Consider the following 23,956-nt stretch of genomic DNA (forward strand, 5'->3'; position numbering starts at 1 on the left):
CCCGTGTCCGCAGTACCCGAGACCAAGTCCGAGATCGAGCCCGAAACCGAGGCTCCCACACCCGCACTGCCGGTGGTGCACGTCATGACGGGGCTGCCGGCCTCCGGCAAGACCACCGCCGCGCGCGCCCTCCAGGAGCAGTCCGGCGGCCGGATGCGCCGCGTCAACCTCGACGACCTGCGCAGCATGCTCGACGTGCCGGACCCGGGGCGCGAGCGCTCGTACAAGCACGAGCAGACGGTGCTGGACATCCAGGACGCGGCCGTCGGCGCGGCCGTCGAGGGCGGCTTCGACGTGGTCGTCGACAACACTCACCTGACCTCGCACATCCCCAAGCGGCTGAAGGCGGCCGTGGCGGGGCGGGCCACCTTCGTCGTGCACGATTTCACCGACGTGCCCCTGGAGGAGTGCCTGCGCCGCGACGCCGCGCGGGAGCGCCAGGTGGGCGAGGAGATCATCCGGATACTGGCCGACAAGCACGCGAAGGCCCGCAGGGGCGGCTGGCGGCTCACCGCGGAGTGGCTGAACGACCAGCCGGACGTGACTCCGTACGTGGCCGACCCGGCGCTGCCCACTGCGGTGATGTGCGACATCGACGGCACGCTCGCGCTGACCGGCGACCGCAACCCGTACGATTTCTCGCGCTGCGGCATCGACACCCTGAACGCGCCGGTGCGCGACGCCCTCGACTCCTTCCGGCGCGCCGACGGCGACGTCGTCGTGCTGCTGTCCGGCCGGGGCGAGGAGTACCGGGAGCCGACCGAGGCCTGGCTCCGGGAGCACGAAGTCCCGTACGACGAACTGTGGATGCGCCCGGCCGGGGACACGCGCCGCGACGACATCGTGAAGGCGGAACTCTTCAACGAGCACGTACGCGGCCGGTACGCCATCAGGGTCTCCCTGGACGACCGCGACCGGGTGGTGGCGATCTGGCGCCGCATGGGGCTGGCGACCTGGCAGGTCAACTACGGCGATTTCTAGCGCCGTTGCGCCACGGCTCCGGACGCGCAGGGGCGTAGGGAGTTCGGGGTGTCGCCCCTCCGGGTCAGCGGGCCTGGAGGGCGGCGTTGAATCCGTCGCGCAGCAGCGGGTAGGCCTGGGCGATGGTCCAGCCGGCCTCCCAGCAGGCGTCGCGCTCGGCCCGGGCGGCGGGGGCGCTCTCGCACGCGTGGGCCTTGTAGGACTCGACCGCCTTGGTGACCTTGCCGGCGTTCGCGCGCAGGGTGGTGAAGGTGCGCGGGTCCTCGTGGGAGATCCACGACAGGGAGGTCTTCGCGGTCTCGGCGGCCTTGGCCGCGTTCCCGGCGCAGAGCGCGGTCAGCGAAGTCGGCCGCTCGGGCCAGCACTTGGAGCCCTTCTCGGAACCGTAGCGGGTCTCGGTGTCGTTGAGCAGGCCGACCGACTTCGAGTGGACCGCCTCCGCGTCGGGCGCGCCGACACCGCGGGGCTGGTCCTTCCACTTGTTGATGACCGTGAAGACGTCCGGCCAGCTCCGGTCCGACTGCGGGCTCTGCCCGCTGGACGGCGCCTGCGACGAGGCGGAGGCCGAGGGGGCCGCGGAGGGCGCGGCGGGCGAGTTGGGGGCCGACGGGGTGGGGGAGCCGCTCGGAGAGGCCGCGGCCCGGTCCGTAGCGGCGCCGCCCGAGGAGCATCCGCCCAGAACGGCCACGGCCGCTACGGCTGCCACGGCCGTCGCCAGGGTGGCGGAATGCTTGGGTCGTCCGGGTCGTCCGCTACGGGCCACCGTGTCTGTCCTTCGCTCTGCCCGCGGGCCGACTGCCTGCGGGGACAGAACTTGTCTACCTGCCCCGCGGCCCGGATGGCCAATGGGACTGCGCGGGTCCGGGTCCGCGGGGGCGCAGGTCACAGCCGGTGCGGCTACGAGCGGCAGTACTTCACCTCGGTGAGGTTCTTGACGTAGCGCGCCGAAACCCAGCGGTCCTCGCGCTCCTTGGCGGCCTGGGGCATCGCCATCATGCCGCCGCCGTTCATGCGGTTCATGTGGTCCTTCTTGTCGTCGTCGTCCAGCAGGTACCAGAGGTTGTTGCCGTCGACGCGCTCGCCGCGCTTCTTGCACTCGATGGAGAGCTTCTGGTGCGGGTGCACCCGGCCCACCTTCTTCGAGTGGGTGCTCGGCCTGCTGCGCAGGGTCAGCGGACCGTGCGAGATGACGATGCCCCGGGCGTCCTTGCGGTCCGGGTAGGTGTCGGGGTCGGTGAGGCCGTCGGAACCCTGGTCCTCGTCGTCCATGACGTTCTCCTGGCCCGGGTTGTCGGGCCGCGGGTCCTGGTCCGCGAAGGCGGGACCCGCCCCTGCCAGGCCGAGCACCAGGCTTCCGGCGGCGAGGGCGAGGATGGTCCTGGTGGGCTTCAGCATGAGCCGGCTCCTCCGAGAAGACGTCCACCCGGCCGCGGAACGCGGCACGGGACGGCAACCTCGCGGTTGCCAGGGACGACTATGACGACGGAGGGGCATAACGCCCGGCTGGCGCACCGGGATTTAGCCCGATATGCCCAATCTGCGCGGATCGGTGCCATGAGGGATGCCGGCGGGGCCGTGCCCGCCCCCGAACGGGCACGGCCGCCTGGCGGGCCCCGGGGGGATCGGGCCACTGCCGGCTGGGGCCGGCACCAGGAATCTACGGGCGCCGGTCCGCCGCTCTCGCCCATCCACGGGTTGAACTCCGGCTACCCCCGAGGGTGGTGACCCTGTACAACCAGGGGTGTACACGAGGGGGTTCGACGTGCAGTTGTCCGCGCTGTCAGCGCACCCGGCGGTAACCCGGCTCCGCGCCGCGCGGTCGGCCGTCGGCGAGATCGTGTGGGCCGTCGGCTCGCTCTGGATCTCGTCGGACATGCTCCGGAACTGGCCGGATCCCGAAGGCTATTGGCGCGACACCGACCCGCTCGCCTACGCCCTGCTCGCCGCCGTCTACCTGCCGTTCGTGCTGCGCCGCCGCTTCCCCGTGGCCGTACTGGCGAGCACCGTGCTCTGCGTCGGCACCTACTTCACCCTCGGCTACTACCACGTGCCCGCCGTCTGCGGGGTGCTCCTCGCCCTCTACACCGTCGCCTCCCTGCGCCCCCGCCCGGTCTCCCTGCGCTGCGCCGCCGTCTCGCTCGTGGTCCTGCTCTGGGGCACCCGGCTGGCCGAACCCGGCATCGGCCCCCTCAGCGTCGGCTTCGTGACCGTCACCACCACCGTCTGCTGGGTCGCGGGCGACGGCTCCCGGCGGCTGCGCGAGCTGACCCGTCAGCTCCGCCTCGAGCAGGAGGAGAAGGCCCGCAGGGCCGTCGCCCTGGAACGCATCCAGATCGCCCGCGAACTGCACGACGTCATCGCCCACCACGTCTCGGTGATCTCCGTACAGACCGGGCTCGCCGGGTACGTGTTCTCCACCGACCCCGAGACCGCCCGCCGGGCCCTGGACACCATCGGCGCCAGCGCCCGCGAGGCCCTGGCCGAGATGCGCCGGATGCTGGTCGTGCTCCGCGAGGACGGGACGGCCCCGGCCGGGGACGCGACCCCGGAGGTCGCCGGACTGGGCCGCCTCGAAGAGCTCGTCCGCCGGGTCGGCGCGGCGGGAGTCCCCGTGGACGTCACGATCACGGGGACGGCGTACGCCCTGCCGCCCGGGATCGACCTCTGCGCGTACCGCGTGGTCCAGGAGGCGCTGACGAACGTCCTCAAGCACGCCCCGGCCGCGCGCACCACCGTCCGCGTGGACTACGCCGAGGACGAGGTCCGGGTACGGGTCAAGGACGACGGACGCGGCCGTGGGCGCGGGGACGGACACGGACACGGACACGGACACGGCGGTGGGCGGGGAGACGGACCCTCCGCCGGGCGCGGCGGCGGGCAGGGGCTGATCGGCATGCGCGAGCGGGCGATGATCTACCACGGCACGGTGACCGCCGAGCCCGCCCCCGGCGGCGGCTTCGAGGTCAGCCTGCGCGTCCCCGTACCCCGGACGGGCCATGCCGGCTGACCGGGAATCCGACAGAGAAGGAGAGAGCGTGCTGCGCGTGCTCGTCGTCGACGACCAGTTCCTCATCCGGTCCGGCCTGACCGCGCTGCTCACCGCCGCGCCCGGCTACGAGGTCGTCGGCGAGGCCGAGGACGGCGAAGCGGCGGTGCGGCTCGCCGCCGAGACCCACCCCGACGTGATCCTCATGGACATCCGGATGCCCGGGATCGACGGGATCACCGCCACCGAACGCATCCTGGCGGCCTCGGCCGCCGAGCCCGGCCCGCGCCCGAAGGTGCTCATGCTGACCACCTTCGACTCCGACGAGTACGTCTTCCGGGCCCTGCGCGTCGGGGCCGGGGGCTTCCTCTTCAAGGACACCCCGCCCGACCGGCTGCTCGCCGCCATCAACACCGTGCACGCCGGGGAGATGCTGTTCAGCCCCGGGGCCCTGCGCGGGCTCGTGGACACGTACGCCGCTCCGGCGGCCGCCCGCACCCCGCGTCCCGGCCTGGACACCCTGACCCCGCGGGAGCGCGAGATCCTCGGCCTGGTCGGGGCCGGACTGTCCAACACGGAGATCGCCGCAGGCCTCGTACTCAGCGCCGCCACCGTCAAGACCCACGTGCACCGCTGCATGAGCAAGCTGGGCCTCTCCAGCCGGGCGCAGGCCGTGGTGGTGGCCTACGAGTTCGGCCTAGTGCTGTGACCGGAAAGGTTCACCGGGTCGCGGCGCCCGGCACGGCACCTCGCCGCGTTGTCGGACCGCGGCGGTACGTCCAGTACGAGCCGCAGTCCTCCGCCTTGCGATGCACCGCACCGGACGCCGCCGCCCCGGCAAACCTTTCCGGCCACAGCACTAGCCGCCGGGCTCGGCTGAAGGGTCCGCTGAAGAGCACACTGAAGGTCCGCCGAAGCGGGCGGGGCAGCGGTCCGGTCGGTTGCGGGCGCCGTCCGGCGCCCGCACATTGGGACCCATGGGTATCGATGACTACGGCGGCGGCCCCGGCGCACAGCAGACCGGCGTGCTGGTCGTGACGACCAACGACGTCCCCGGCTACCGGGTCGAGCAGGTGATCGGCGAGGTCTTCGGCCTCACCGTGCGCTCCCGCCACCTGGGCAGCCAGATCGGCGCGGGCCTGAAGTCGATGATCGGCGGCGAACTGAAGGGCCTCACCAAGACCCTGGTGGAGACCCGCAACCAGGCCATGGACCGGCTCATCGAGCAGGCGAAGGCGCGCGGTGCGAACGCCGTGCTGATGATGCGCTTCGACGTGACCGAGGCTGCATGAACACCCTTGCATCATAGGCGTATGAGGAGCCCCGCCACACGGAGCCGAATCCGTAGGCGGGGCTTTTGCGGTCAGACCCGGATCAGGTTGTCCGGCGTATCGAGCCACGCACGGTCGCCGTCGCTATCGACGGTCAGTCCGAAGCGATCGAAGTCCGGGTGGCCTTGTTCCTCCCACCAGCGGTAGGCGGCTTCTGTCTCGTCCCACAGCCGACGCGGCCCCGACTGGACAACGAGGTACTCACTCGCCCCGGGCTCGTAGTCGATGGATGCCCAGGACCGCGTGTCATCGCTGTAGAACCACACGACGTAAGAACCATCGTTGTCGCTTTCCACAGACCAGAACGTGCCCGGTACCCGCAGGCTGATCGCGAACTGTTCGACCCACCCGTCGATGTCGGCCGGGGAAAGCGTCGTGGTGCTCCTGACGCCGTCTGCGGGCCACTCCCGGCCCTTGAGGTAAGCGTTATGCTGCGCCCGGTCTGCGCGCTGCTGCCGTAGACGCATGAAGGCACTGGAGCGGGTGAAGTGTCCGCTCGCCGTACCGTCCTCGCCCACGACCAGCCGGGCGATGGCTTCGCCGCCGTACCCGGTTCCCCAGGGGGCGACGATGACCCCGCCGGCCACGGTCTGCTCAACCCACGCGTAGGGGACCTCCCCGATTGAGCATGTGGCAATGACCCGGTCGTACGGGGCGCCCTCGGCGTGGCCGAGCCGTCCGTCTCCCACGATGACCAAAGGAGACAGCCCAGCGTCCCGAAGGTTACTGATCGCGCCCTTGGCAACCTCAGGGTCGTACTCGATCGAGACGACGTTCTCGGAGCCGAGACGGAAGGACATGAGACCCGCATTCCAACCCGTCCCGGCTCCGATCTCCATGGCCTTGTGCGGCTTGTGGACGTCTGCGTCCCCCAGCATCCCAAAGACCATGCGGGGCTGAGAGTTGGAGCTAGTGGGAGTGCGTCCGACGTCGTCCCCTGTGTGCTTGCCGTCGTCCCACTGAGTCGTCAGGGGGATGTCGGAGTACACGGCGGCGAGCCACGCATCAGGGTCCGTGTCACGGTCCACCAAGGCGTTCTGCCGGGTACCTGCCGCGATGCCCGGCCAGATGCGTGCTGGTACGAACATGTCCCGGGGAACTGCCTTGAAAGCGGGCAGCCAGTCCGATGTCAGCGCGCCCGAAGCAACGAGCGCAGAGGCGAGCCCCGAAGGGCCCACCTCCTCTTTGCGCTTGGTCATTGGCCTCTACTTCTTCGCGGGGCCGGAGCCGTCGGACGAGTTGCCGCCACTGCCGGTGTCGGTGCCGCCCCCGCCGTGCCCCTTGCCGCTGCTGCCATCGTCCTGCTGGCTGCCGCCCTGGCCTGATCCGGTGCCACCGCCGTGCTTGGGCATGCTGTGCTCCCTTGTGAAGTAGTGACTGCTGGTTGACTACCCACCCCGTGAGGCGTGGGGGCTTGCCCGCCCCTGCCGGGGGCCTTGCGCCATGGGGAATGCGACTGGGTCAACCGGCAGGGACGGAATCTAGGGTTTGCTAGTGCGGCAGCGCACGCACTGGCAGGGCGGGAACTCGACTCCGAACCCGTCCCAGTAGCCGAGCGCGCGGAACCGGGCTCGGTCGGCTGCGGAACGGTGAATGAGCGGACCCGGATCGCCGGACCGGATCACGCGGGTCTCACCGGGCCGGGCGAACAACTCGGAGTCCCCTGGGCTCAACCGAGCGAGCACCACGTGCGTGGTCCGGAGGGTCATACGGGAACGGCTGGACATGCCGCCCGAGCCGGGAGGGAACGGTGGTGGCGGCTTACGCATCGCCGCTTCGGCAGCGATCTCGCGAAGAGCGCAGCGGATTTCCCGGGCTTGCTCAGCCGGGATCACGCGCCCCACCCCTTGGCTACGATGCAGGCGACCACGCCGATCCATGTGACCGTCCCGAGGGTCACGGCTAACGCGCTTCGCCGGCTGGGCCGCTCGTGGTCCTGGTACTCGTTGTCGTCGGTCACTGGCCACGCTCCACCACGGCGACCTCCGAGAATTCTCTTAGGAACACCATGTCGCCCGTGCGGCCCGTGTGTTGAATGCACATGTCGGTACAGACATCCGCGTTGCCGGTCGGCTCGGCGGTCCAGTCGCAGTCAGGGTTCAGACACCGCGCCGTTGCAGTCGTCTCGGCGGACGGATGCCGTCGCATGGCGTACGTGATGTAGCGCATCACCGAGATCACGCTCATGCCGCGTCCCGGCGGTGCGGGTGGTTGCGGAGCTCCTCGTTCTGCACGGCCACGGAGCACGGGTCATCGGCTTCCCGAGAGATCTCACGGGCCGTGGCCAGCGCGAGGCACACCCCGCATCCGGGGACGGGGACCGGTTCGAGCGGGTCGGTTCGTGCTGCCTCTTGCTGTGCTGCCGTCGCCATGCCGCACCCCTTTGAGTAACCCGCCGGATGCTCGATGTTCTCGCCGGATAGGAGTGATCCACAGGGACGTAACGTCCTACTCTCGCAACGCTATTGATCCACTCCCAGGAACTCGGCGAGCTTGCGCAGGCCGACAGGCCGAGTGGGACCCGCCCACAGATCACTCACGATGGCTACCGCCAGTGTGTGGTGCCGCATCCAGCCCGGGGCAACTCGCTTGAGGGCTTCGAGGGCCTTTACCGCCCCCTCCCCGTCGCCCACATCGGTGTGGGCACGCGCCACATCAAGGAGCAGCCACGTACGCCACGACGGAGGCGTGTCCGGCGATAGGCGCATGCCTTTGGACAGCTTCAACGCCTCTTCCGGACGCTCGTGCTGGACCGCCAGGCGCACGCGCTCGATACGGACCGACGATCGGCTGAACACGGAGACGAGCTTGCCGTCCACCGGGGGCGGCAGCTTGGTGAGGCGGTCGGCCGCCCTCTCAGCCGTGACCATCATGTCGTTGGCAGTTTCGTAGTCGTCGCTCCGTGCGTACGACGTGGCGGCAGACATCAGCAGTGCGCCCCACACACGGACACCTTCGGATGTATCCGTGTGCTCCCGCTCCACGCCGTCCGCAGCGTGCACGGCCAGATTCCGAGCGTCATCCAAACGGGCCTGTCGCTGATAGGCCCATGCAACCGAGTTCGACACCATCGGGGCAAGCAACGGGTCCGACGAGTCCCCGGCGGCACCGTAGGCGCGCTCCAGCGCCGAGAGGGCAAGGTCTGTCTTGCCTAGGCGGATGGCGAGGTGTCCGCCGAGTTGCAGCGCTTTGCCCAGCGCCGCTTGGCCAGCCGCCTTCTGCTCCGGATTTCCCACCGCAGAGAGTAGGCGCGCGTCCGAGATGATGCCTGGTAGAACGTCCATGAGGCGGCCGAACTCCGCCGAGTGGTACAGCGTCCACCCTTCGGCTAGTTCGGCTCTCAGAAGGGGCAGCCACAGCCGCTCGACACCCGCAGGATCGACAGGCGGAGCGAACAGCGGGGGCATGATGGCCCGCCGGACGGCTACGAGTTGGGGCGGGTCGGCCTCACCGCTCGACGGTACGCCCGGCGGGTCCCCCAGGAGGGCAGTCAGCTCCACTCCGAGCCCCTTGGCGAGGGAGTGCAGTGTTGGCAACCGTGCGCTGTGCTTCCGATGCTGCTCAAGCTTCCGAATCACGTCCACGGACACGCCGGACCGCCCAGCCAGACCCTCTTGTGTGAGATCGGCAGCCCGCCGCAGCTTGGCCATGCGGTCGCCCAAGTGCTCAATAGCCATGTGGTGAACCTACGCCCGCACGCTTCAACGTGCTGCTGTTCGGAAGCGGCGGGGTGACCCACGTCAGGTGGGCATACGACGAAAGCCCCCGCACCCGCCGCCCGATGAAGGGAGACGAGCACGGGGGCTCTATGGGGTGGTCAGCCGTTGAGTACGTTGGTCAGTCGGGCTGCGGCCTTCCCGCCGAAGAGTGCGAGACCGCAGTAGAAGTCGATGCGAGTGCGGTAGACGGGCTTGTCGTGAGACTCGCCGAGATCAGTGGCCTGTACGCCACCGTTGGTCAGACCCGTGACACCCGCGTCCGCTTCCGTGGAGCCGAATCGGACGGCGTAGATGTCGCCGGTCTGCTTCCCGCTCGTGCCGGTGGTCAGGGGCAGCACGTCCGTACCGTCCAGCCGCTGGCCCGCGTCGAGCATCGGAATCCCGTTCCACATCACGCCACGCTTACCGGCGATCTCTGCCGTCAGTAGCTCGGCACCACCGAGCCGGCGGAAGCCCGACACGATCTTGGCCCGGATCTCGGTGTTCATGTAGAGAGCGCCATTGGAACCGTTGATGCCACGGACGCGAGCGGTCAGTGCGTCCAGAGCGTCGAAGAACTCGAATCCGTTGGCCACCGGACCTACGCCCTTGGCATCGGCAACCTGACTGCCGAACAGCCGCTTGCGCAACCCGTCGAAGCCCTTCGGGTTCACTTCCGCATCGCCGTTGAAGAACTGGTCAGCGAAGTGGATGCATGCGGCCTTTACCTTCATCGCGGTCTGGATCGCGCGCTGGTCGTTCAGGTTGCCTCGCGTCTGCACGATGACCCCCGGAAGGGTGGACTCCTCGTTGTAGCGGTAGGCATTGCCCGCAATCTGGATCAGCGGCAGACGGTCCAGGATTGGCGACTCCTGCACGAACGTCTCAATAACGCCTCGCTGCAAGTGGTCCTGGGAAATCTTGGCGGATTCAGCAAGGGTGAGAGTCATGAAATTCTCCAATATCGATAGCAAACAAAAAAGGAGCGAAACCGAGAATCCGGCCTCACTCCACACAAGAGCTCAGATGAGCCATGCGAGTTTTTTGCCTCCCTGCCGCTCGGGCGTGGGAGGGGTCGGGGGTACCCCCCTGGTCAGAACGGCGGACGCTCGCCGGATTGGAGCCGCGAACGAGCTTCCGCAGCAAATCCGCCCGGCTGATGCTTCGCTGTCTCTCGGTTGTGGCACGAGACGCACAGCGGACGAAGATGCCCCGCAGCGTCCGGGTTCGCCTCGCCCCGTGCGATCAACTCGCGTCGGGACAGCGGGAAGTGATCCGCAACGTTGGCGAGACGGCCACACAGCACGCACCACGGGTGCTTGTAGAGGTAGGCCCTGCGCATGCGCTGCCAGCGCGTGTCATAGACAGCGCCACCACGTGACGCACGGTCCGCGTTGGCCTCGCGCTCATGCTCGGCACAGCGTCCGCCGGCTCGGGTCAGTTCGGGGCACCCGGGTACAGAGCAAGGGGGGCGGGGTCTTCGGGGCATGGGGGTACCTCCTCTCGGCGGGGCTCGACAGGTGTAGAGGGTCGACAACAAGACAAGTAATCGGCCGAAAATGGGCGGTGAAAGGCGTGTCATAGTCAAGGAGTTCGACGCTCCGCGCGAATGTAGAGGTATCGCGCTCACCACTCCGGGGCATGCCCAGCGCAACCACCGGTTGGGCCCTAATGCAGGCCCACCCAAGGCTGGACCGTGTGTGCTGCACTTGGGCTCATGACTCAGGCCACCGAGAAAAGCAAGCGGCAGCCACAATTTGAACTACGCTGCGGAGGGCTGTACTTGACCGTTCAGCACGTACCCGTGTGGCTCGTCTCGCTGATCACCACAGCGAGCGGAGTCGGGGCCGCGTGGTGGGCTCACCAATGAGCGGGGTGTACGGACTCGAACCGTGTTCTTCCGCCGTGTTCAGCCCCGGGACCAACCGGGCGCCTACTGCGGTCTGCGTGCGCACCTACACCGCACCCCTTCCGCTCCGTACAGGCCTGGTAGGGCCCGTGCGAGGCGGTGTCTGTCTCCTGGTTCACCAGGAAGTTCATGGACTACAACTAGGCAGTCAACGCGTCAGAACGGCGGACCAGCAGCCCCGAAGTCCTCGCGCGTCTTGAGCTTGTGGCAGCCCCGACAGAGCGTCTGCACGTTGTCGTCTACGTCCTCGCCACCGAGGGCGAGCGGCTGCACATGGTCTATGTCGATAGCCGAGGCGAGCACGTCCCGCAGACAGCGCGCACAGCGAGCCCGACCCGCCTTACGGATCGTCCGCCGGAGCCGGCGAGCCGCATCGTTGCCGCCCGCGAGGAGCTGCCGACGCTTCCGCCGAGCACGGACGCTCGCCCGACCCTCGTACTCCTTGTGGTGAGCCTCGCAGCGTCCGCGGTGTGTGGCGGGCTCGGTGCAGTCGATACAGCGCACGGTCACCCCCTTGTCGTTGGTCCTGGTGCTCGTTGTTGCGTGCCCCCCCCGGACTCGAACCGGGGAACTCTGCGGCCGATGTTCCGGGCGAGCCGGACCGGTACCGCGCGCCTCTGGCCGTTGGGTCAGCGGGCGGAAAGGGTGCTACCAGGTAGCGTCAGTTTGGGTTGACAAGCTCGGTGCTCGTTGTCCTCGCCGGCGAACCGGTCGCGATGCTCAGATCTGGCTAGGCTTCATCCGCACGCCAACATCGCTGGCGTGTCCCCTACTTCACTACGGAGGCGCCATGTCAGACCCCACACCCAACGCGGATGATTTTGCGATGACCGAAGGGCAGATCGCGAGCCTCGCGCAGGGCGACGGCCGCGACACCTTCCTCATGACCGGCGGAACCATTTCCGGTGCCTTCGAGGATGGTGACGTTGCCCAGATGACCGGCGGGACTGTCGGCAGGGTTGACCTGAAACTCGACAGCGAGACCGCCTAGCCCCTCGGGGACTGCACGCGCTTACGACCCCTTTCGGCGCACCCCGGAGGGTGGGTTACTCATGGGCGGTTCAGTCCCCGCGCTCTGCCACACGTCGACTCCTGGCCACCCCGGTAACGCGGGGTGCGGTGTAGCACGGGCAGAGCTGGTGAGAGAGGGCAGGCACTCGGTCCGCCGTTCACTCTGCGGTGGGGTGCGCGGTAGTCCCGCTCTCTCTGGGAGTAGTAGGGGGCGAGGGATTCCCGCCGAGCCGAGGGCGTGACGATGTGACGCACAAGGGCCCTTCCCTCTGTTTCCTTATATTTCTTAAGAGATACCTAGACAGACCCTCTGTGCGTCACATCGTCACGCGTGGCACCCGCTGTGGTCGTCGGCTCGGGGCGCTCGGCCCGTACAGTGCTGCCAGACGGCCTAGGCGCCCGTCTGCGGGCATGGGAAAGCCCCGGCGGTCTGAGGGACTACCGGAGCGTGCTGGGTGCAGAGGGGTAGGTCAGCGCTCGCCGTCGTGCCAGATGATTGTCACGCGGGCGTCGCCATCGAACCCCTTGCAGTGGCCAGTTGCCTTGCTGACGAAGATCTGACGGATCGCCAGCCGTGCAAGCTCCCGGCGCATTTCCGGAGCGGCGCCGTCCCATGCCATCTGTGCCATGTCCGCGTCGCGCAGGAAGGTGATGTCGACTCTCTGCGGTGCCAGCTTCGCGGCCCGTGCCTTCGCGATGATGAGCGCGGCGCGAGCCTCTTCCTGCAAGCGGGGGAGGTGCTTGTCGAAGGGCGGGTCGAACATGCCTGCTGCCATCTGGTCCACCAGGCGTTGGATGCCCGCCTCCGCTGTCCTAACAGCGGCTATGACCTCGTGAGCGTCCTCTGAAGTTTTCGGTTCCGTGAGAGCCGCATAGCGCTCGGCCACTGCGACGAGCAGCGGATCGTCGTCGTCGGCGGCGCTGAGGCGGGCCACCCAGGCATCTCTGACGTACAGCTCCAATGCGGTCCGCAGCACGGACGTGGGGCTCGGGCACCCCTTGCCGATTTTGTGGCTGGAGCAGACGTGACTGCGTCCCTCGCACGGCAGGGCACCCTTGCAACCTGCGCAGCGCGTCAGACCGGTCAGAAGATGCTTTCTGCGCGGCTCGCCTGTGCGAGGGGGCATCACGAGGTGTCCTGCCAGGACTGCCCGCGCCCTTGCCAACGCATCGTGAGCGATGGGCTCGACACCTTCGGCAAGCACCCTGACCCTGTCACCACTGGCGTTGCGGTAGACCGTGGCATTGCCCGGGGCGCCGCGCTGGTTGGTGACTTGCCAACCCTCGTACACGGGGTTGTTGAGGATGCGGGAGACGGTCGACGACTGCCACTTGCCGCCGGACGGAGAGGGGATCCCCTCCTTGTTCAAGCGGATGCAAAGCTGCCGTCCCGACGTGGCGCTGTCGGCGACCTCGCTGATGATGTGCTCGATCACCGGCCAGTCGGGGGAGTGGACGAGCTTCCGTTCCTTTGAATTGTTGATCTCCAGACCGTACGGTGCCTTGCCGAGCCACTTGCCCCGGTCCTTCTGGCTGGCCTTCGTGGTCCGGATGTTGTAGCTCAGGCGCTGCGAGTATTCGCGTGCCTGCTCCGCCCGGTCGGTGATCCATCGTCGGTCGCGTTCTACGGAGCTGTCGAGCCCCTCGTAGTCGAAGATGACGCGCGCCCGGCCCAGCACCGGGCCGATCTCATCGATGCCCTTACGGCTGAACCGGTCGAGCGCGAAGCACCACAGCGCCTTGACCTCGCCCAGCATGATGGCGCCGAGTGCTCCGTCGAACTCGGGCCGGATCCCGTCCGACCACGCGCTCAGGTTGTCCACCCAGACGTGGCGGACCTTGTAGTTGTTCCGCTCGGCCCAGCGCCGGCCAAGCTCCTCCTGCGTGATGACGGAGGTAAGGTCGCGCGCATCCTCCTCGCGCACCACCTTGCTCTTCCGCAGGTACAGGTCGATCTCTTCCACAGCGCCCCCTCAACGCGTGACCGCGTTCCCGCTGGTCATCTTAGATGCGTATGTGCGCATGCAGTCGACGCCGCCGACGTCGGCACCGAGGTGTGCGCGTACGGAACGGCCGTGGTGCTGGTGCCCGCGGGAACCTAGCCGGCACCCGCCGGGGTGACCGGCGAGGAGTCCGCCGCGTCGGCCCCGCCGTGGGCCGGATCGCCCGTGGGGGGAGTTCCGGGCCGCTCCGGCCGGAGTCCGGTCGCCAGTCCGGTGATCACCACGGCCAGGCCCAGCCACACCGCCGGACCCGGTACCCCGCTGCCGGTGGCGGCGCCCGCGCCGGCCGCGGCGAGCGGGGCGATCCCGGTCAGCAGCCCGGCCCGGCCCGAGCCCACCGCGGCCACCGTGCGGTACCAGAGGAGGAAGGCCACCGCCGTCACCATGACGGCGAGGTACCCGACGGCCGCCCACTGACGCGGGGTCACCGACACCAGCTCCGCGGGCCCTTCGACGCACACCGTGAGCACCGCCAGCATCACCGCCCCCATCCACACCGCGTGCAGCGATACCCCCCAGGCGCCGTGGCGCCGCAGCACCGGCACCGCGAGCAGGGTGAAACCGGCCTCGCAGCCGAGCGCGAGCGCCGCCCAGCCCACCCCTGCCGCGTCGGTCCGGCCCGTCCCCTCCACCAGCACCGCCCCGGCCACGACCACCGGCGCGGCCAGCAGCACCCGGCGGCTGGGACTGCGTCCTTCCAGCAGCGGGCCGATCACCCCGAACAGGATCGGCACCGAGGCGACCGCCACGGCGATCACGGCAGGCTCCGCGTGCGCGACGCCCCGTACGACCGCCACGTTGAACAGCACCAGCCCGGTGGCGGCGATCCCCGCCAGCCACAGCCACTCCCGGCCGCGCGGCAGCAGGATCCGCACCCGGGCGAACCGGGCCAGGGCGAGCAGGAGCAGCGCGGCCGCCGTGTAACGGACTGCCTGTACGCCGAAGAGCGGGGCGTCGACCAGGGTCCGGGAGACGGTGACGCTGCTGCCGACGAGCGCCATCCCGACGACGCCGGGGGCGAGGTCGCGCAGCGACGAGGTCGACGAGGTCGACGAGGTCGACGAGGTCGGCGAGGCGGGGGCGGGGGAGGGGGAGGGAAGGGACGTAGGGGGTGCAGGGGCTGTAGGGGAAGGAGCGGACGTTTTGTTCATGTCTTCGAGCCTGCCCCCACAATGGACTCATGGGCAGGTCCAAAGAGAACGCACCAGAGGGGTCCAAAACCGAGGCCGGCTCGGACTTCCTCCAGCTCGACATCGGCCGCGCCCCCGCGGGCGGCCGCACCGACTGGCTCGCCGACCAGCTGCGCGCCGCCATCGCCGACGGGCGGCTCCCCGTCGGCAGCAGGCTCCCGGCCACCCGGATCCTCGCCGCCGAGCTCCGGGTCTCCCGGGGCCTGGTCACCGAGGCGTACCAGCGGCTGGCGGAGACCGGGCAGGTGGACGGCCGGGGCCGGGCCGGCACCGTGGTCGTCGCCGCGCCGCCGCCCGTGGGCCCACCCGCGCCGCCCCCGGCGCGCGGCGGGCTGGTCGACGCCCTGCGCGCCGTACCGTGCCGGATCGACCTCTCGCCCGGGGTGCCCGACCTGGCCTCGTTCCCGCGCACCGCCTGGCTCCAGGCCGAACGCCGGGTCCTCGACGGACTCACCCCCGCCGACTTCGGCTACGGCAACCCGCAGGGAACGCCCGCGCTGCGCGAGGCGATCGTCGGCTGGCTCGCCCTGAACCGGGGGATCCGCGCCGACCCCGGCGAGGTGGTCGTCGTCGCCGGGGTCGCGCAGGCGCTCGGACTGCTGGCCCAGGTGCTGCACGCGCAGGGCGTACGACGCGTCGCGGTCGAGGACCCCGGCTCCCTCGGGGCCCGCCAGCAGCTGGAACACGGCGGGATGGAGCTCCTGCCCGTACCGGTGGACGAGGGCGGCATCGACACCGCGGCCCTGGCGGCCGGACCGGCCCAGGCGGTGGTCCTGACCCCGGCGCACCAGTTCCCGACCGGGGTCGTGCTCGACGGGGAGCGGCGCCGCCGGCTCCTCGGCTGGGCTGCTGCCGGAGGCATCGTCATCGAGGACGACTACGACGCGGAACACCGCTACGACCGCGCCCCCGTCCCCGCGCTGCGCGCCATGCTGCCCGAGGCCGTCTGCTACGCCGGGAGCGTCTCCAAACTCCTGGCCCCCGCCCTGCGGTTGGGCTGGCTGCTGGTCCCGCCGCGCCACCTGGACGCGGTGATCGAAGCCAAGCGCTACGCGGACCTCGGCAACCCGGTCCTCGCCCAGCTGGTGCTCGCCCGGCTGATGGAATCGGGGGAACTGGAACGCCACCTGCGGTTCGTACGGCGCCGCCACCGGGTCCGCCGCGACGCGATGCTGCGGGCCATCGCCGCCGAACTGCCGGGCGCGCGGGTGCACGGAGCCGCCGCCGGGCTGCACCTGATGGTCACCTTCGACGGAGCGGACTTCGACGACACCGCCCTGGCCGCGGCGGCCCTCGCCCTCGGCGTCAAGGCCCACCCCCTGTCCTGGCACCGGATGACCCCGGGGCCGCCGGGGCTGATCCTCGGCTACGCGGCGGGGACGACGGGGGAGGTCGAGGAGGGGGTGGCCGCCTTCGGCGCGGCGCTGCGCGGGCTGCTGCGCCCCTGACCCTCGGGCGCGGTGCAGCCGCACGCGGTGGCCGCGCGAAAAGTTTTTCGGGAACCGCGGCAACCTCCCGGAGGGTCGCGCGTCGTGTGGGGGTGAAGGGCGTGAACCCGCGCCCTCGACCCGACCGTGGAGAACCACCGTGAAGAACCTGAAGCGCACCCCGCTGGACATCCGCAGGGCCGCGGCCGTCGCCGTCGCGGCCGCCGGGATGGCCGTCGCGCTGGCCGGGCCCGCCGTCGCCGCGCAGGGGGCGTCCGCGACTCCCAGCGCCGCGCCCGCCCCGGCGACGGTCGCGCCGAGCGTGAGCGCCAAGCCGAGCTCGGCCCCTTCCGCCCCCTCCGCCAGCCCGACCCCGCAGCCTTCGGTGAGCCTGCCCCCGGGCTCGACGCCGACCGTGACCCCGAGCAAGGGTCCCAGCTCCTCCCCGAGCGCGGCTCCCAGTGCGGCCCCGGCCGCGCCCGGTGCGCCCGAGCTCGCGCATACTGGCTCCTCCGCCACCACCGCCGTGATCGGTGCCGGGGCCGCCGTGCTGATCGCCGCCGGTGCCGGGGCCCTGTACGCCGTGCGGCGCCGCACCAACGGCTGAGGACCCCCGTGCTCCACCTCGCACCATCCGTGGGCCCCGCCGCGCCCGGCTTCGACCGGCCGCGGCGGGGCTTGTGGTCGTTCCTGCTGCGCCGCGAGCGATCGGCCCCGGCGGCTCCGCCCGCGCGGGCGGAGCCGTACCGGCACGGGTACACGTACGGCCTGACCCGGGAGGACGGCAACCCGCAGCCCACGGTGACCGAGCTCTACCACGCCCACCGGCTGCGCATGGTCCGTCTCGCCGTGCTCCTCGTGGACGACGTGGGGACCGCGGAGGACGTGGTGCAGGACGCCTTCACGGCGCTGTACCGGCGCCACGGCGAGCGGATCGCGGAGGTGGACAACGCGCTGGGCTACCTGCGCACCTCCGTGGTCAACACCGCCCGGTCGGTGCTGCGCCGCAGGCGGACCGCCCGCGCGTGGACCCCGGCTCCGCCCGTCGACGTACCGTCCGCCGAGGCCTCCGTGGTCCTCGACGAGGCACACCGCGAAGTGCTCGCCGCGCTGGGCCGGCTGACGCCGCGACGGCGCCAGGTACTGGTGCTGCGCTACTGGGCCGACCTGAGCGAGGCGGAGATCGCCGAGACGCTCGGGATCAGCCGGGGCGCGGTCAAGTCGAACGCGAGCCGCGGGCTGGACGCGTTGGAACGGATTCTGGAGGGTCGGATATGACGCGTGACGAGGGCCCCGAGGGCCCCGAGGGTCTGGAGGGTCACGAAGGTCCGCAGGGTCACGAGGGCCCGGAACGGCCCGTCGAGCGGCGGCTGCGGCAGGCTCTCGAGGCCCGCGCCGCCGCGGTCACCGTGCGCGAGCTGGGCCCGGCTCAGCCCCCTGGGGCGGGGGTACGGAGGCTGTCGTGGGCTCGGCTGCGCCTGCGCGGGTTCGCGCTGCCCCTGGCGGGGCTGGCCGCGGCGGCGGCCGTGGGGTACGCCGTACTGGCTCCGGACCCGGGGTCGGTGCACCCCGACCCGGTACCGCCGGCCGCGCCGCCGTCGGGCTCGCCGACCGCTCCGGCGCCGGATCCGCGGGTGTCGGCCCCGTCGTCGCCCACGCCGTTCTCGCCGTCGCCGAGGCCGTCTTCGCCCTCGGTCTCCGCTCCGCCCGGTGCGACGCCGAGCTCGACGCGCGGTCCGGCGCCCAGTGCGACGCCGACGCCCGGCGCCGGGACGCCGCTGCCGAGTTCCGTCCCGTCCTCCTCGCCCGTGCCCTCGGCCTCCCCTTCGCCCTCGCGACCGCCGGCCACCCCGTCCGGCACCCGATAGCGGGGACGGGCCGGGGCGGGGCCGCGGTGGCGGGCGCCTCGAATGGGACGGCCTACGCCGGGTCCGCCGCCGGGGTGTTCTTCACGGCGTCCACCAGCGGCGCCAGTTCCGGCGTGCGCGCGGCCTCGTCCAGCGCCTCGCGCAGGGCGGTGTCGTTCGTGGGCCGGGCCTCGGCCAGCAGGGCCAGGCCGGCCTCGCTGACATCGGTGTAGATGCCCCGCCGGTCGGTGTCGCAGATGTAGCGGCCCAGCAGCCCGCGGTCCTCCAGCCGGCTGACCAGCCGGGTCGTCGCGCTCTGGCTGAGCACCACCGACTCGGCGACCTGGTGCATCCGAAGGTGGCCGCCGGGGCCGCTGTGCTGGCGGCTGAGGACGTCGAGGAGCGAGTACTCGCGCACGCTCAGCCCGTGTCCGGCCTGGAGTGCGCGCTCGATGTGCGTTTCGATCCGCCCGTGCAGGAGGGAGAGGGCGCACCAGCCCTGGGAGAGGGCGGTGAGTGCACTGTCCGTGGCCGTCATACCCACAGGATAGGTCACTGCCGCAATAGCCCGCGTTTGCAATTAATCGGCGTCTGCAATTAATGTGAACGCAGGCAATCTCCCCCCTGAAGGGCACCCCCTCATGCCTCTCGCACTCCTCGCCCTCGCCATCGGCGCCTTCGGGATCGGCACCACCGAATTCGTGATCATGGGCCTCCTCCCCGAAGTCGCCGGCACCTACGGCGTCTCGATCCCCACCGCCGGCTTCCTGGTCACCGGCTACGCCCTCGGCGTGGTCCTCGGCGCTCCGCTGATGGCCGTCCTGGGCACCCGCATCCCCCGCAAGCGCATGCTGATGCTGCTCATGGGCCTCTTCGTCGTCGGCAACGTCGTCTCCGCGCTCGCCCCCGTCTTCGGCGTCATGCTCGCCGGCCGCGTCGTCGCCTCCCTCGCCCACGGCGCCTTCTTCGGGATCGGCGCGGTCGTCGCCGCCGAGCTGGTCGCGCCGCAGAAGAAGGCCGGAGCCATCGCCATGATGTTCACCGGCCTCACCGTGGCCAACGTCGTCGGCGTCCCGCTCGGGACCCTGGTCGGCCAGCACCTCGGCTGGCGGGTCACCTTCCTGGCCGTGGCCTCGCTCGGCGTGGTCGGTCTGATCGGCATCGCGCGACTGGTCCCCGATCTGCCCCGCCCCGAAGGCGTGCGGATCCGCCACGAACTGGCCGCGTTCCGCAACGTCCAGGTCCTGCTCGCCATGGCGATGACCGTCCTCGGCTTCGGCGGGGTCTTCGCCGCCGTCACCTACATCACGCCGATGATGACCGAGGTCGCCGGATTCGCCGACACCTCCGTGACCTGGCTGCTCGTCCTGTTCGGGCTCGGCATGGTCGCCGGGAACCTCATCGGGGGCCGGTTCGCCGACCGCGCGCTGATGCCGATGCTGTACGTGTCCCTCGGCGCGCTCGCCACCGTCCTCGCGGTGTTCACGCTGACCGCCCACACCAAGGCGGGCGCGGCCGTGACCATCGTCCTCATCGGAGCCCTCGGCTTCGCCACCGTCCCGCCCCTGCAGAAGCGCGTCCTCGACCAGGCCGCCGGAGCACCCACCCTGGCCTCGGCCGTGAACATCGGCGCCTTCAACCTCGGCAACGCGCTCGCCGCCTGGCTCGGCGGGATCGTCATCGCCGCCGGGTTCGGCTGGACCGCCCCGAACTGGGTCGGCGCGGCCCTCGCCGCCTCCGCCCTCGTCCTCGCCCTGCTCTCCGGCGCACTGGAACGGCGTACGGCGGCCCGCGCGGGCGGCGAAGGCTCCGGCCGGGTCGTCGCGGCCGGAGCCCCTGCCCCGGCGGCCGCGGCCGTCCCCGCCCACCACTGATCCCCGAGGACCCGTACCGGGCCCTCGTCCCTCCCCCCCCCACATCCGAGTCCGAACCGCAGGAGACCCCCGTATGTCCAGCAGCACCTCCACCGCCCGCGCCGCCGTCGCCCCGCTGACCACCGCCGATGCCGAGGGGCTCCTCGCGGCCGCCACGGCCGCTGCCGGAGCGGCGGGGGTCGCCGTCAGCGTCTCCGTCCTCGATGCGGGCGGCCACCTGCTGGCCTTCCGGCGCGACGACAGGGCCGTCCTGATCTCCGGCGAGACCAGCACCCGCAAGGCCTTCACCGCGCTCCAGCTGAACGCCCCGACCGCCGACCTGGTCGACGCCGTCCAGCCCGGCGGGCCCTTCCACACCCTGCCCACCGCTCTCGACCGGCCGCTGCTGTTCATCGCGGGGGGCCTGCCCGTGCACCGGGACGGCCGGCTCGTCGGAGCCGTCGGCGTCGGCGGCGGGGCCCCCGCCCAGGACCACGGTTTCGCGGCCGCCGCCGTGGCGGCCCTGGCCTGACCGGCGGGCCGCGCCTCCCGCCCGGGTCGCGCACCCGTGTCCCCCGTGCCACGTTGGTACGGGGGACACGGACGCATGATGCGACAGACGAAGCAGGACAGGCGGAGCCATCTCATCGCGACGGCCACGGTCGCCGCGCTGGTCTCCCTTGCCTCCGTCCAGGGCTGTACGACCGGCTCGGCCGCCCCCGGCGGGACCCGGACCCCGGCCGCCGCCGCTTCGCCGGACCGGGCGCTGTCGGCGTCCGCCGCCACCCCGACCGCCATCACCCCGTCGGCCGCCGAACCCTCGCCGACGGGCTCGTACCCGCTCTCCGCCACCCCGGGCACCGTCCCGGCCGTACGGGAACACGTGCCGGCCCGCGGCCCCGGCTGGCGGCCCGCCCCCGAGGCGCGGGTCGTCGTACCGCCGTCCGACAGTGCGGCCCTGTCCGACGAAGGCAGGCTGCTGGCCGGCGAACTCCACATCGGATTCGCCGAATCGGTCGACACCCGCCGGGGAGACGTCCAACTGGCCCTCGGCGCAAAGGACTCCGGAGCTCCCGAGTCCTACACGCTCACCGTGCGCGACGGGCAGGTCCGCATCACCGGCCCCGACCAGGCCGGGGTCTTCTACGGAACCCGCACCCTCAAACAGGAGGTGACCGGCGGCCGTTCGGCCCCGGAGGGAACCGTGCGGGACGCCCCGGCCAAACCGCAGCGCGGCCTCAACCTGGACATCGCCCGCAAGAACTTCACCCCGGACTGGATCGAGGGGCGGCTGCGCGAGATGGCCGACCTGAAGCTGAACCAGCTGGGCCTGCACTTTTCCGACGACCAGGCTTTCCGGATCCAGTCCGACACCCACCCCGAGATCGTCTCCACCCCGCACCTCACGAAGGCACAGGTGCGCGAGATCACGGCGCTGGCCGCCCGGCTGCACATCGCGGTGATCCCCGAGATCGACTCGCCCGGCCACCTCGGCGCGGTGCTGCGCGCGCACCCCGGACTCCAGCTGCGCGATTCGCAGGGCCGGGTGGTCAAGGGCGCGGTGGACATAGCCGACCCGGCGGCGGCGAAGCTCGTGGACGAACTCCTGCGGGAGTACCTCCCGTTGTTCCCCGGCGCGATATGGAACCTGGGCGCCGACGAGTACCAGGCGCTGGTCTACCGCGATCCGCAGGCCTCCTTCCCGCAGCTCACGGCCGCCGCCCGGCAGCGGTACGGGCCCACCGCCCGGGTCCAGGACCTGGCGACGGGCTGGCTCAACGACCGCGCAGACGTGGTCCGTTCGGCGGGCCGGGCGCCGGCGGCCTGGAACGACGGCTTCTTCACCGGCGGGCTCGCCCAGCCCGCCCAGGACATCCAGGTCGAGTACTGGACGGGCAAGGAGGGCGGGGCCCGGCCGCCGCTGGAGTACCTGCGCGAGGGCCGCAAGGTGGTCAACCTCAACGACGAGTACCTCTACTACGTGCTGGGGGAGCCCAACCAGTTCACGTACCCCACGGGCAAGCGGATCTACGAACAGTGGACCCCGCTCGTGCTGCGCGGAACCGCCGCCGTCCCGGCCACCTACGGCGACCGGATCCTGGGCGCACGCCTCGCGGTCTGGTGCGATCTGGCCGGAGCCCAGACCCAGGACCAGGTGGCGGCCGGCATCCGCCTCCCGCTCGCGGCCCTGTCCCAGAAGCTCTGGGACCCCCGCACCCCCGCCCTGGACTGGACCTCCTTCAAGGCCCTCGCCGACCGCTTCCAGTAACTGGCGGTGTTCCTACGGGATGTCGGCGGTCGACTCGCAGCTGACGGCCCCGTCGGCGGTGCCCGCCTCGCCGTCGCAGGCGTCGGTGTCGGCTCCGCCGTCGAGGAGGTCGTCGGCCGGACCCGCGAAGATCGAGTCGTCGCCGCCCCCGCCGTCGATCCGGTCGTTGCCGACCCCTCCGACCAGCTGGTCGTCGCCCCTCGGGCGGAGCAGGCAGAAGCAGGACGCCGCCATCGACGGATCGCTGAACTTCGGGGTCTACGACGGGTTTCGGGTGCCCAGGTCGGCTATGCGCGCGTCGTCACCGACCGGGCCGCCCTCGCGTGGCTCTGCGACGTGTACGTGGACCGGGGCGTACGGGGCGAGGGGCTCGGCACGGCCCTGGCGGGGGCGGTGCGGAACCACCTCGCCCCGTACGGGCTGCGGCGGATCCTGCTGGCGACCGGGGACGCCCACGGGGTCTACGTCAAGGCCGGCTTCGAGCCGCTCGCCGCTCCGGGCAAATGGATGGCCCTGGGCGAGCAGTAGCAGGGGGCGGGGCTGCGGCCGACCGGGTGGCTACCAGATGGAGTTGACCCACTCCGGGTGGTCGATGAACGGGTTGCGGTTGTGCTGGTAGGTGTCGAATATGACCTGGTTGCGGCGCTGCTCGAAGGCGTCCGGCGGGTCCTGCAGGTTCCACTGCTTCAGGACGCTGATCCGGCCGATCGCCGGCGCGGTGCCGTTGTTGACCTTGTCGTTGACCTCGAGGTCGGCGAAGCCGTCGCCGCCGTCGTAGCGCACGGCCATGTAGAGCAGCATGCGGGCCACGTCGCCCTTGACCGCGTCCCGCGGCTCGAAGGAGTCGGAGTCGGTGAAGCTGCCGGGGGCCTCGGCGACCGGGCTGCCGCCCATGTCGAAGTCCTTGTTCCCGCGGGTGCTGTTGACCGTGACGTCCTCGGGCCTGAGGTGGTGCAGGTCGGTGCCGGGCCCGGTGGCGGTGCCGAAGTCGCCGTGGCTCTTGGCCCAGACGTGCTCGCGGTTCCAGTCGTTGACCCCGCCGCCGTTGGTGGACTTGGACTGGGAGCGGCCGGAGTAGACCAGGATGACGTTGTTGGGGTTCGCCGGGTCCTGGTCGGTGACCTTCAGGGCGTTCCAGACGCCGTCGTACGTCACCTTGGACTGGGTCTTGATGATGTTGTGCAGCGCCGTCTTGAGCGCGGCGCCGGTCTTGCCCTCGGCGGAGGTGTAGTACGCGTCCACCGCGGCGGAGGTGGAGGAGGCCGAGTAGGCCGGGAAGGCCGGGGAGGCCGAAGTGGCGGCCGTTCGCTGGCCGGCCGTGGCGGAGGCCGGGACCAGGGCCAGGGCGGCCGCCGCGAGGCCGGCGGCCAGGGGAGCCAGGCGCGAGATTCTCATCACGTGGGGGTACCTCTCCACAACGCACCGCTCCCGCCCGGGGAATTGGCGGGGCA

General features: G+C 71.0%; 26 protein-coding genes and 1 pseudogene. 12 read left to right on the forward strand and 15 right to left on the reverse strand.

The window, feature by feature from the left end; all coding sequences use genetic code 11:
- Positions 1-3 precede the first annotated feature (3 nt).
- Positions 4-981 (forward strand): phosphatase domain-containing protein, encoded by a 978-nt coding sequence (locus OG490_RS32875; RefSeq protein ID WP_330299907.1) that lies wholly within the window; start codon positions 4-6, stop codon positions 979-981.
- Positions 982-1,045: 64 nt separating this feature from the next.
- Here OG490_RS32875 and OG490_RS32880 read toward each other — a convergent pair whose 3' ends face one another.
- Positions 1,046-1,687, reverse strand: coding sequence for a hypothetical protein (locus OG490_RS32880; RefSeq protein WP_330299908.1), 642 nt, complete (start codon positions 1,685-1,687; stop codon positions 1,046-1,048).
- Between the two features lie 191 nt (positions 1,688-1,878).
- Positions 1,879-2,376, reverse strand: a complete 498-nt coding sequence (locus OG490_RS32885) for a hypothetical protein (protein ID WP_330299909.1) — start codon at positions 2,374-2,376, stop codon at positions 1,879-1,881.
- Positions 2,377-2,743: 367 nt separating this feature from the next.
- On the opposite strand from OG490_RS32885, the gene OG490_RS32890 reads away from it, so the two are divergent.
- The 3 genes from OG490_RS32890 (at position 2,744) to OG490_RS32900 (ending at position 5,259) form a co-directional block, all read left to right on the forward strand.
- Positions 2,744-3,988: a sensor histidine kinase gene (locus OG490_RS32890; RefSeq protein ID WP_330299910.1), complete on the forward strand. Its 1,245-nt coding sequence runs from the start codon at positions 2,744-2,746 to the stop codon at positions 3,986-3,988.
- Positions 3,978-4,676, forward strand: coding sequence for a response regulator transcription factor (locus tag OG490_RS32895; RefSeq protein ID WP_330299911.1), 699 nt, complete (start codon positions 3,978-3,980; stop codon positions 4,674-4,676). The genes OG490_RS32890 and OG490_RS32895 overlap by 11 nt, the downstream gene beginning before the upstream one ends.
- Before the next feature lie 268 nt (positions 4,677-4,944).
- Complete coding sequence (locus tag OG490_RS32900) at positions 4,945-5,259, forward strand: YbjQ family protein (protein WP_330299912.1); 315 nt, start codon at positions 4,945-4,947, stop codon at positions 5,257-5,259.
- Between the two features lie 71 nt (positions 5,260-5,330).
- Here OG490_RS32900 and OG490_RS32905 read toward each other — a convergent pair whose 3' ends face one another.
- The 7 genes from OG490_RS32905 to OG490_RS32935 all read right to left on the reverse strand — a co-directional run bounded on the left by OG490_RS32905 (position 5,331) and on the right by OG490_RS32935 (position 11,415).
- Complete coding sequence (locus tag OG490_RS32905) at positions 5,331-6,497, reverse strand: protein-L-isoaspartate(D-aspartate) O-methyltransferase (RefSeq protein ID WP_330299913.1); 1,167 nt, start codon at positions 6,495-6,497, stop codon at positions 5,331-5,333.
- 6 nt (positions 6,498-6,503) lie between these two features.
- A complete protein-coding gene (locus OG490_RS32910; RefSeq protein ID WP_330299914.1) occupies positions 6,504-6,650 on the reverse strand; it encodes a hypothetical protein in 147 nt (48 codons plus the stop codon).
- 604 nt (positions 6,651-7,254) lie between these two features.
- On the reverse strand, positions 7,255-7,485 hold the full coding sequence (locus OG490_RS32915; RefSeq protein WP_330299915.1) for a hypothetical protein: 231 nt from the start codon (positions 7,483-7,485) through the stop codon (positions 7,255-7,257).
- A complete protein-coding gene (locus OG490_RS32920) occupies positions 7,482-7,670 on the reverse strand; it encodes a hypothetical protein (protein WP_330299916.1) in 189 nt (62 codons plus the stop codon). The genes OG490_RS32915 and OG490_RS32920 overlap by 4 nt, the downstream gene beginning before the upstream one ends.
- Before the next feature lie 90 nt (positions 7,671-7,760).
- A complete protein-coding gene (locus tag OG490_RS32925) occupies positions 7,761-8,975 on the reverse strand; it encodes a helix-turn-helix transcriptional regulator (RefSeq protein ID WP_330299917.1) in 1,215 nt (404 codons plus the stop codon).
- A gap of 140 nt (positions 8,976-9,115) precedes the next feature.
- Positions 9,116-9,946, reverse strand: a complete 831-nt coding sequence (locus OG490_RS32930) for a major capsid protein (protein WP_330299918.1) — start codon at positions 9,944-9,946, stop codon at positions 9,116-9,118.
- 1,115 nt (positions 9,947-11,061) lie between these two features.
- A complete protein-coding gene (locus tag OG490_RS32935) occupies positions 11,062-11,415 on the reverse strand; it encodes an HNH endonuclease (protein ID WP_330299919.1) in 354 nt (117 codons plus the stop codon).
- 280 nt (positions 11,416-11,695) lie between these two features.
- On the opposite strand from OG490_RS32935, the gene OG490_RS32940 reads away from it, so the two are divergent.
- The gene (locus OG490_RS32940) at positions 11,696-11,896 is read left to right on the forward strand and encodes a hypothetical protein (protein WP_330299920.1); all 201 of its coding nucleotides are present in this window, start codon (positions 11,696-11,698) and stop codon (positions 11,894-11,896) included.
- A gap of 490 nt (positions 11,897-12,386) precedes the next feature.
- Here OG490_RS32940 and OG490_RS32945 read toward each other — a convergent pair whose 3' ends face one another.
- Together OG490_RS32945 and OG490_RS32950 are read right to left on the reverse strand one after the other, a co-directional pair.
- Positions 12,387-13,880, reverse strand: coding sequence for a recombinase family protein (locus OG490_RS32945; protein ID WP_330299921.1), 1,494 nt, complete (start codon positions 13,878-13,880; stop codon positions 12,387-12,389).
- Positions 13,881-14,014: 134 nt separating this feature from the next.
- Positions 14,015-15,070: a DMT family transporter gene (locus OG490_RS32950; protein WP_330299922.1), complete on the reverse strand. Its 1,056-nt coding sequence runs from the start codon at positions 15,068-15,070 to the stop codon at positions 14,015-14,017.
- Positions 15,071-15,099: 29 nt separating this feature from the next.
- On the opposite strand from OG490_RS32950, the gene pdxR reads away from it, so the two are divergent.
- From pdxR to OG490_RS32965, 3 genes are all read left to right on the forward strand, one after another.
- Entirely contained in the window at positions 15,100-16,557 is a 1,458-nt protein-coding gene (gene pdxR, locus OG490_RS32955) for a MocR-like pyridoxine biosynthesis transcription factor PdxR (RefSeq protein ID WP_330299923.1), read from the forward strand.
- A 139-nt stretch (positions 16,558-16,696) separates the two neighbouring features.
- Complete coding sequence (locus OG490_RS32960; protein WP_330299924.1) at positions 16,697-17,143, forward strand: LAETG motif-containing sortase-dependent surface protein; 447 nt, start codon at positions 16,697-16,699, stop codon at positions 17,141-17,143.
- An 8-nt stretch (positions 17,144-17,151) separates the two neighbouring features.
- The gene (locus tag OG490_RS32965; protein WP_330299925.1) at positions 17,152-17,814 is read left to right on the forward strand and encodes a SigE family RNA polymerase sigma factor; all 663 of its coding nucleotides are present in this window, start codon (positions 17,152-17,154) and stop codon (positions 17,812-17,814) included.
- A gap of 151 nt (positions 17,815-17,965) precedes the next feature.
- On the opposite strand, the gene OG490_RS32970 is transcribed toward OG490_RS32965, so the two are convergent.
- Both OG490_RS32970 and OG490_RS32975 read right to left on the reverse strand, forming a co-directional pair.
- A complete protein-coding gene (locus OG490_RS32970) occupies positions 17,966-18,385 on the reverse strand; it encodes a hypothetical protein (protein ID WP_330299926.1) in 420 nt (139 codons plus the stop codon).
- A 71-nt stretch (positions 18,386-18,456) separates the two neighbouring features.
- Complete coding sequence (locus tag OG490_RS32975) at positions 18,457-18,921, reverse strand: MarR family winged helix-turn-helix transcriptional regulator (protein ID WP_330299927.1); 465 nt, start codon at positions 18,919-18,921, stop codon at positions 18,457-18,459.
- A gap of 103 nt (positions 18,922-19,024) precedes the next feature.
- Between OG490_RS32975 and OG490_RS32980 the strand changes: the two genes are divergently transcribed.
- From OG490_RS32980 to OG490_RS32990, 3 genes are all read left to right on the forward strand, one after another.
- Positions 19,025-20,257 carry an MFS transporter gene (locus OG490_RS32980; protein WP_330299928.1) on the forward strand — a complete coding sequence of 411 codons (1,233 nt, stop codon included), beginning with the start codon at positions 19,025-19,027 and terminating at the stop codon, positions 20,255-20,257.
- A gap of 73 nt (positions 20,258-20,330) precedes the next feature.
- A complete protein-coding gene (locus OG490_RS32985) occupies positions 20,331-20,768 on the forward strand; it encodes a GlcG/HbpS family heme-binding protein (RefSeq protein WP_330299929.1) in 438 nt (145 codons plus the stop codon).
- A gap of 75 nt (positions 20,769-20,843) precedes the next feature.
- Complete coding sequence (locus OG490_RS32990; protein WP_330299930.1) at positions 20,844-22,505, forward strand: beta-N-acetylhexosaminidase; 1,662 nt, start codon at positions 20,844-20,846, stop codon at positions 22,503-22,505.
- A 12-nt stretch (positions 22,506-22,517) separates the two neighbouring features.
- Here OG490_RS32990 and OG490_RS32995 read toward each other — a convergent pair whose 3' ends face one another.
- Positions 22,518-22,739 (reverse strand): hypothetical protein, encoded by a 222-nt coding sequence (locus OG490_RS32995; RefSeq protein WP_330299931.1) that lies wholly within the window; start codon positions 22,737-22,739, stop codon positions 22,518-22,520.
- On the opposite strand from OG490_RS32995, the pseudogene OG490_RS33000 reads away from it, so the two are divergent.
- Positions 22,663-23,033, forward strand: a pseudogene (locus OG490_RS33000) (GNAT family N-acetyltransferase). The gene OG490_RS32995 and the pseudogene OG490_RS33000 overlap by 77 nt on opposite strands.
- 30 nt (positions 23,034-23,063) lie before the next feature.
- Here the strand turns inward: OG490_RS33000 and OG490_RS33005 are convergent.
- The gene (locus OG490_RS33005) at positions 23,064-23,900 is read right to left on the reverse strand and encodes an endonuclease I family protein (protein ID WP_330299932.1); all 837 of its coding nucleotides are present in this window, start codon (positions 23,898-23,900) and stop codon (positions 23,064-23,066) included.
- Between the last annotated feature and the right edge of the window lie 56 nt (positions 23,901-23,956).

The sequence above is a fragment of the Streptomyces sp. NBC_00503 genome, from assembly GCF_036346895.1.
Lineage (GTDB): Bacteria > Actinomycetota > Actinomycetes > Streptomycetales > Streptomycetaceae > Streptomyces.

Bases quoted from the DNA above. Each gene is read 5' to 3' on its own strand.
- OG490_RS32885 (WP_330299909.1), bottom strand. From the start codon at position 2,376: ATGCTGAAGCCCACCAGGACCATCCTCGCCCTCGCCGCCGGAAGCCTG.
- OG490_RS32895 (WP_330299911.1), top strand. From the start codon at position 3,978: ATGCCGGCTGACCGGGAATCCGACAGAGAAGGAGAGAGCGTGCTGCGC.
- OG490_RS32900 (WP_330299912.1), top strand. From the start codon at position 4,945: ATGGGTATCGATGACTACGGCGGCGGCCCCGGCGCACAGCAGACCGGC.
- OG490_RS32905 (WP_330299913.1), bottom strand. From the start codon at position 6,497: ATGACCAAGCGCAAAGAGGAGGTGGGCCCTTCGGGGCTCGCCTCTGCG.
- OG490_RS32910 (WP_330299914.1), bottom strand. From the start codon at position 6,650: ATGCCCAAGCACGGCGGTGGCACCGGATCAGGCCAGGGCGGCAGCCAG.
- OG490_RS32915 (WP_330299915.1), bottom strand. From the start codon at position 7,485: ATGAGCGTGATCTCGGTGATGCGCTACATCACGTACGCCATGCGACGG.
- OG490_RS32920 (WP_330299916.1), bottom strand. From the start codon at position 7,670: ATGGCGACGGCAGCACAGCAAGAGGCAGCACGAACCGACCCGCTCGAA.
- OG490_RS32925 (WP_330299917.1), bottom strand. From the start codon at position 8,975: ATGGCTATTGAGCACTTGGGCGACCGCATGGCCAAGCTGCGGCGGGCT.
- OG490_RS32930 (WP_330299918.1), bottom strand. From the start codon at position 9,946: ATGACTCTCACCCTTGCTGAATCCGCCAAGATTTCCCAGGACCACTTG.
- OG490_RS32940 (WP_330299920.1), top strand. From the start codon at position 11,696: ATGTCAGACCCCACACCCAACGCGGATGATTTTGCGATGACCGAAGGG.
- OG490_RS32950 (WP_330299922.1), bottom strand. From the start codon at position 15,070: ATGAACAAAACGTCCGCTCCTTCCCCTACAGCCCCTGCACCCCCTACG.
- pdxR (WP_330299923.1), top strand. From the start codon at position 15,100: ATGGGCAGGTCCAAAGAGAACGCACCAGAGGGGTCCAAAACCGAGGCC.
- OG490_RS32975 (WP_330299927.1), bottom strand. From the start codon at position 18,921: ATGACGGCCACGGACAGTGCACTCACCGCCCTCTCCCAGGGCTGGTGC.
- OG490_RS32980 (WP_330299928.1), top strand. From the start codon at position 19,025: ATGCCTCTCGCACTCCTCGCCCTCGCCATCGGCGCCTTCGGGATCGGC.
- OG490_RS32985 (WP_330299929.1), top strand. From the start codon at position 20,331: ATGTCCAGCAGCACCTCCACCGCCCGCGCCGCCGTCGCCCCGCTGACC.
- OG490_RS32990 (WP_330299930.1), top strand. From the start codon at position 20,844: ATGATGCGACAGACGAAGCAGGACAGGCGGAGCCATCTCATCGCGACG.
- OG490_RS32995 (WP_330299931.1), bottom strand. From the start codon at position 22,739: ATGGCGGCGTCCTGCTTCTGCCTGCTCCGCCCGAGGGGCGACGACCAG.
- OG490_RS33005 (WP_330299932.1), bottom strand. From the start codon at position 23,900: ATGAGAATCTCGCGCCTGGCTCCCCTGGCCGCCGGCCTCGCGGCGGCC.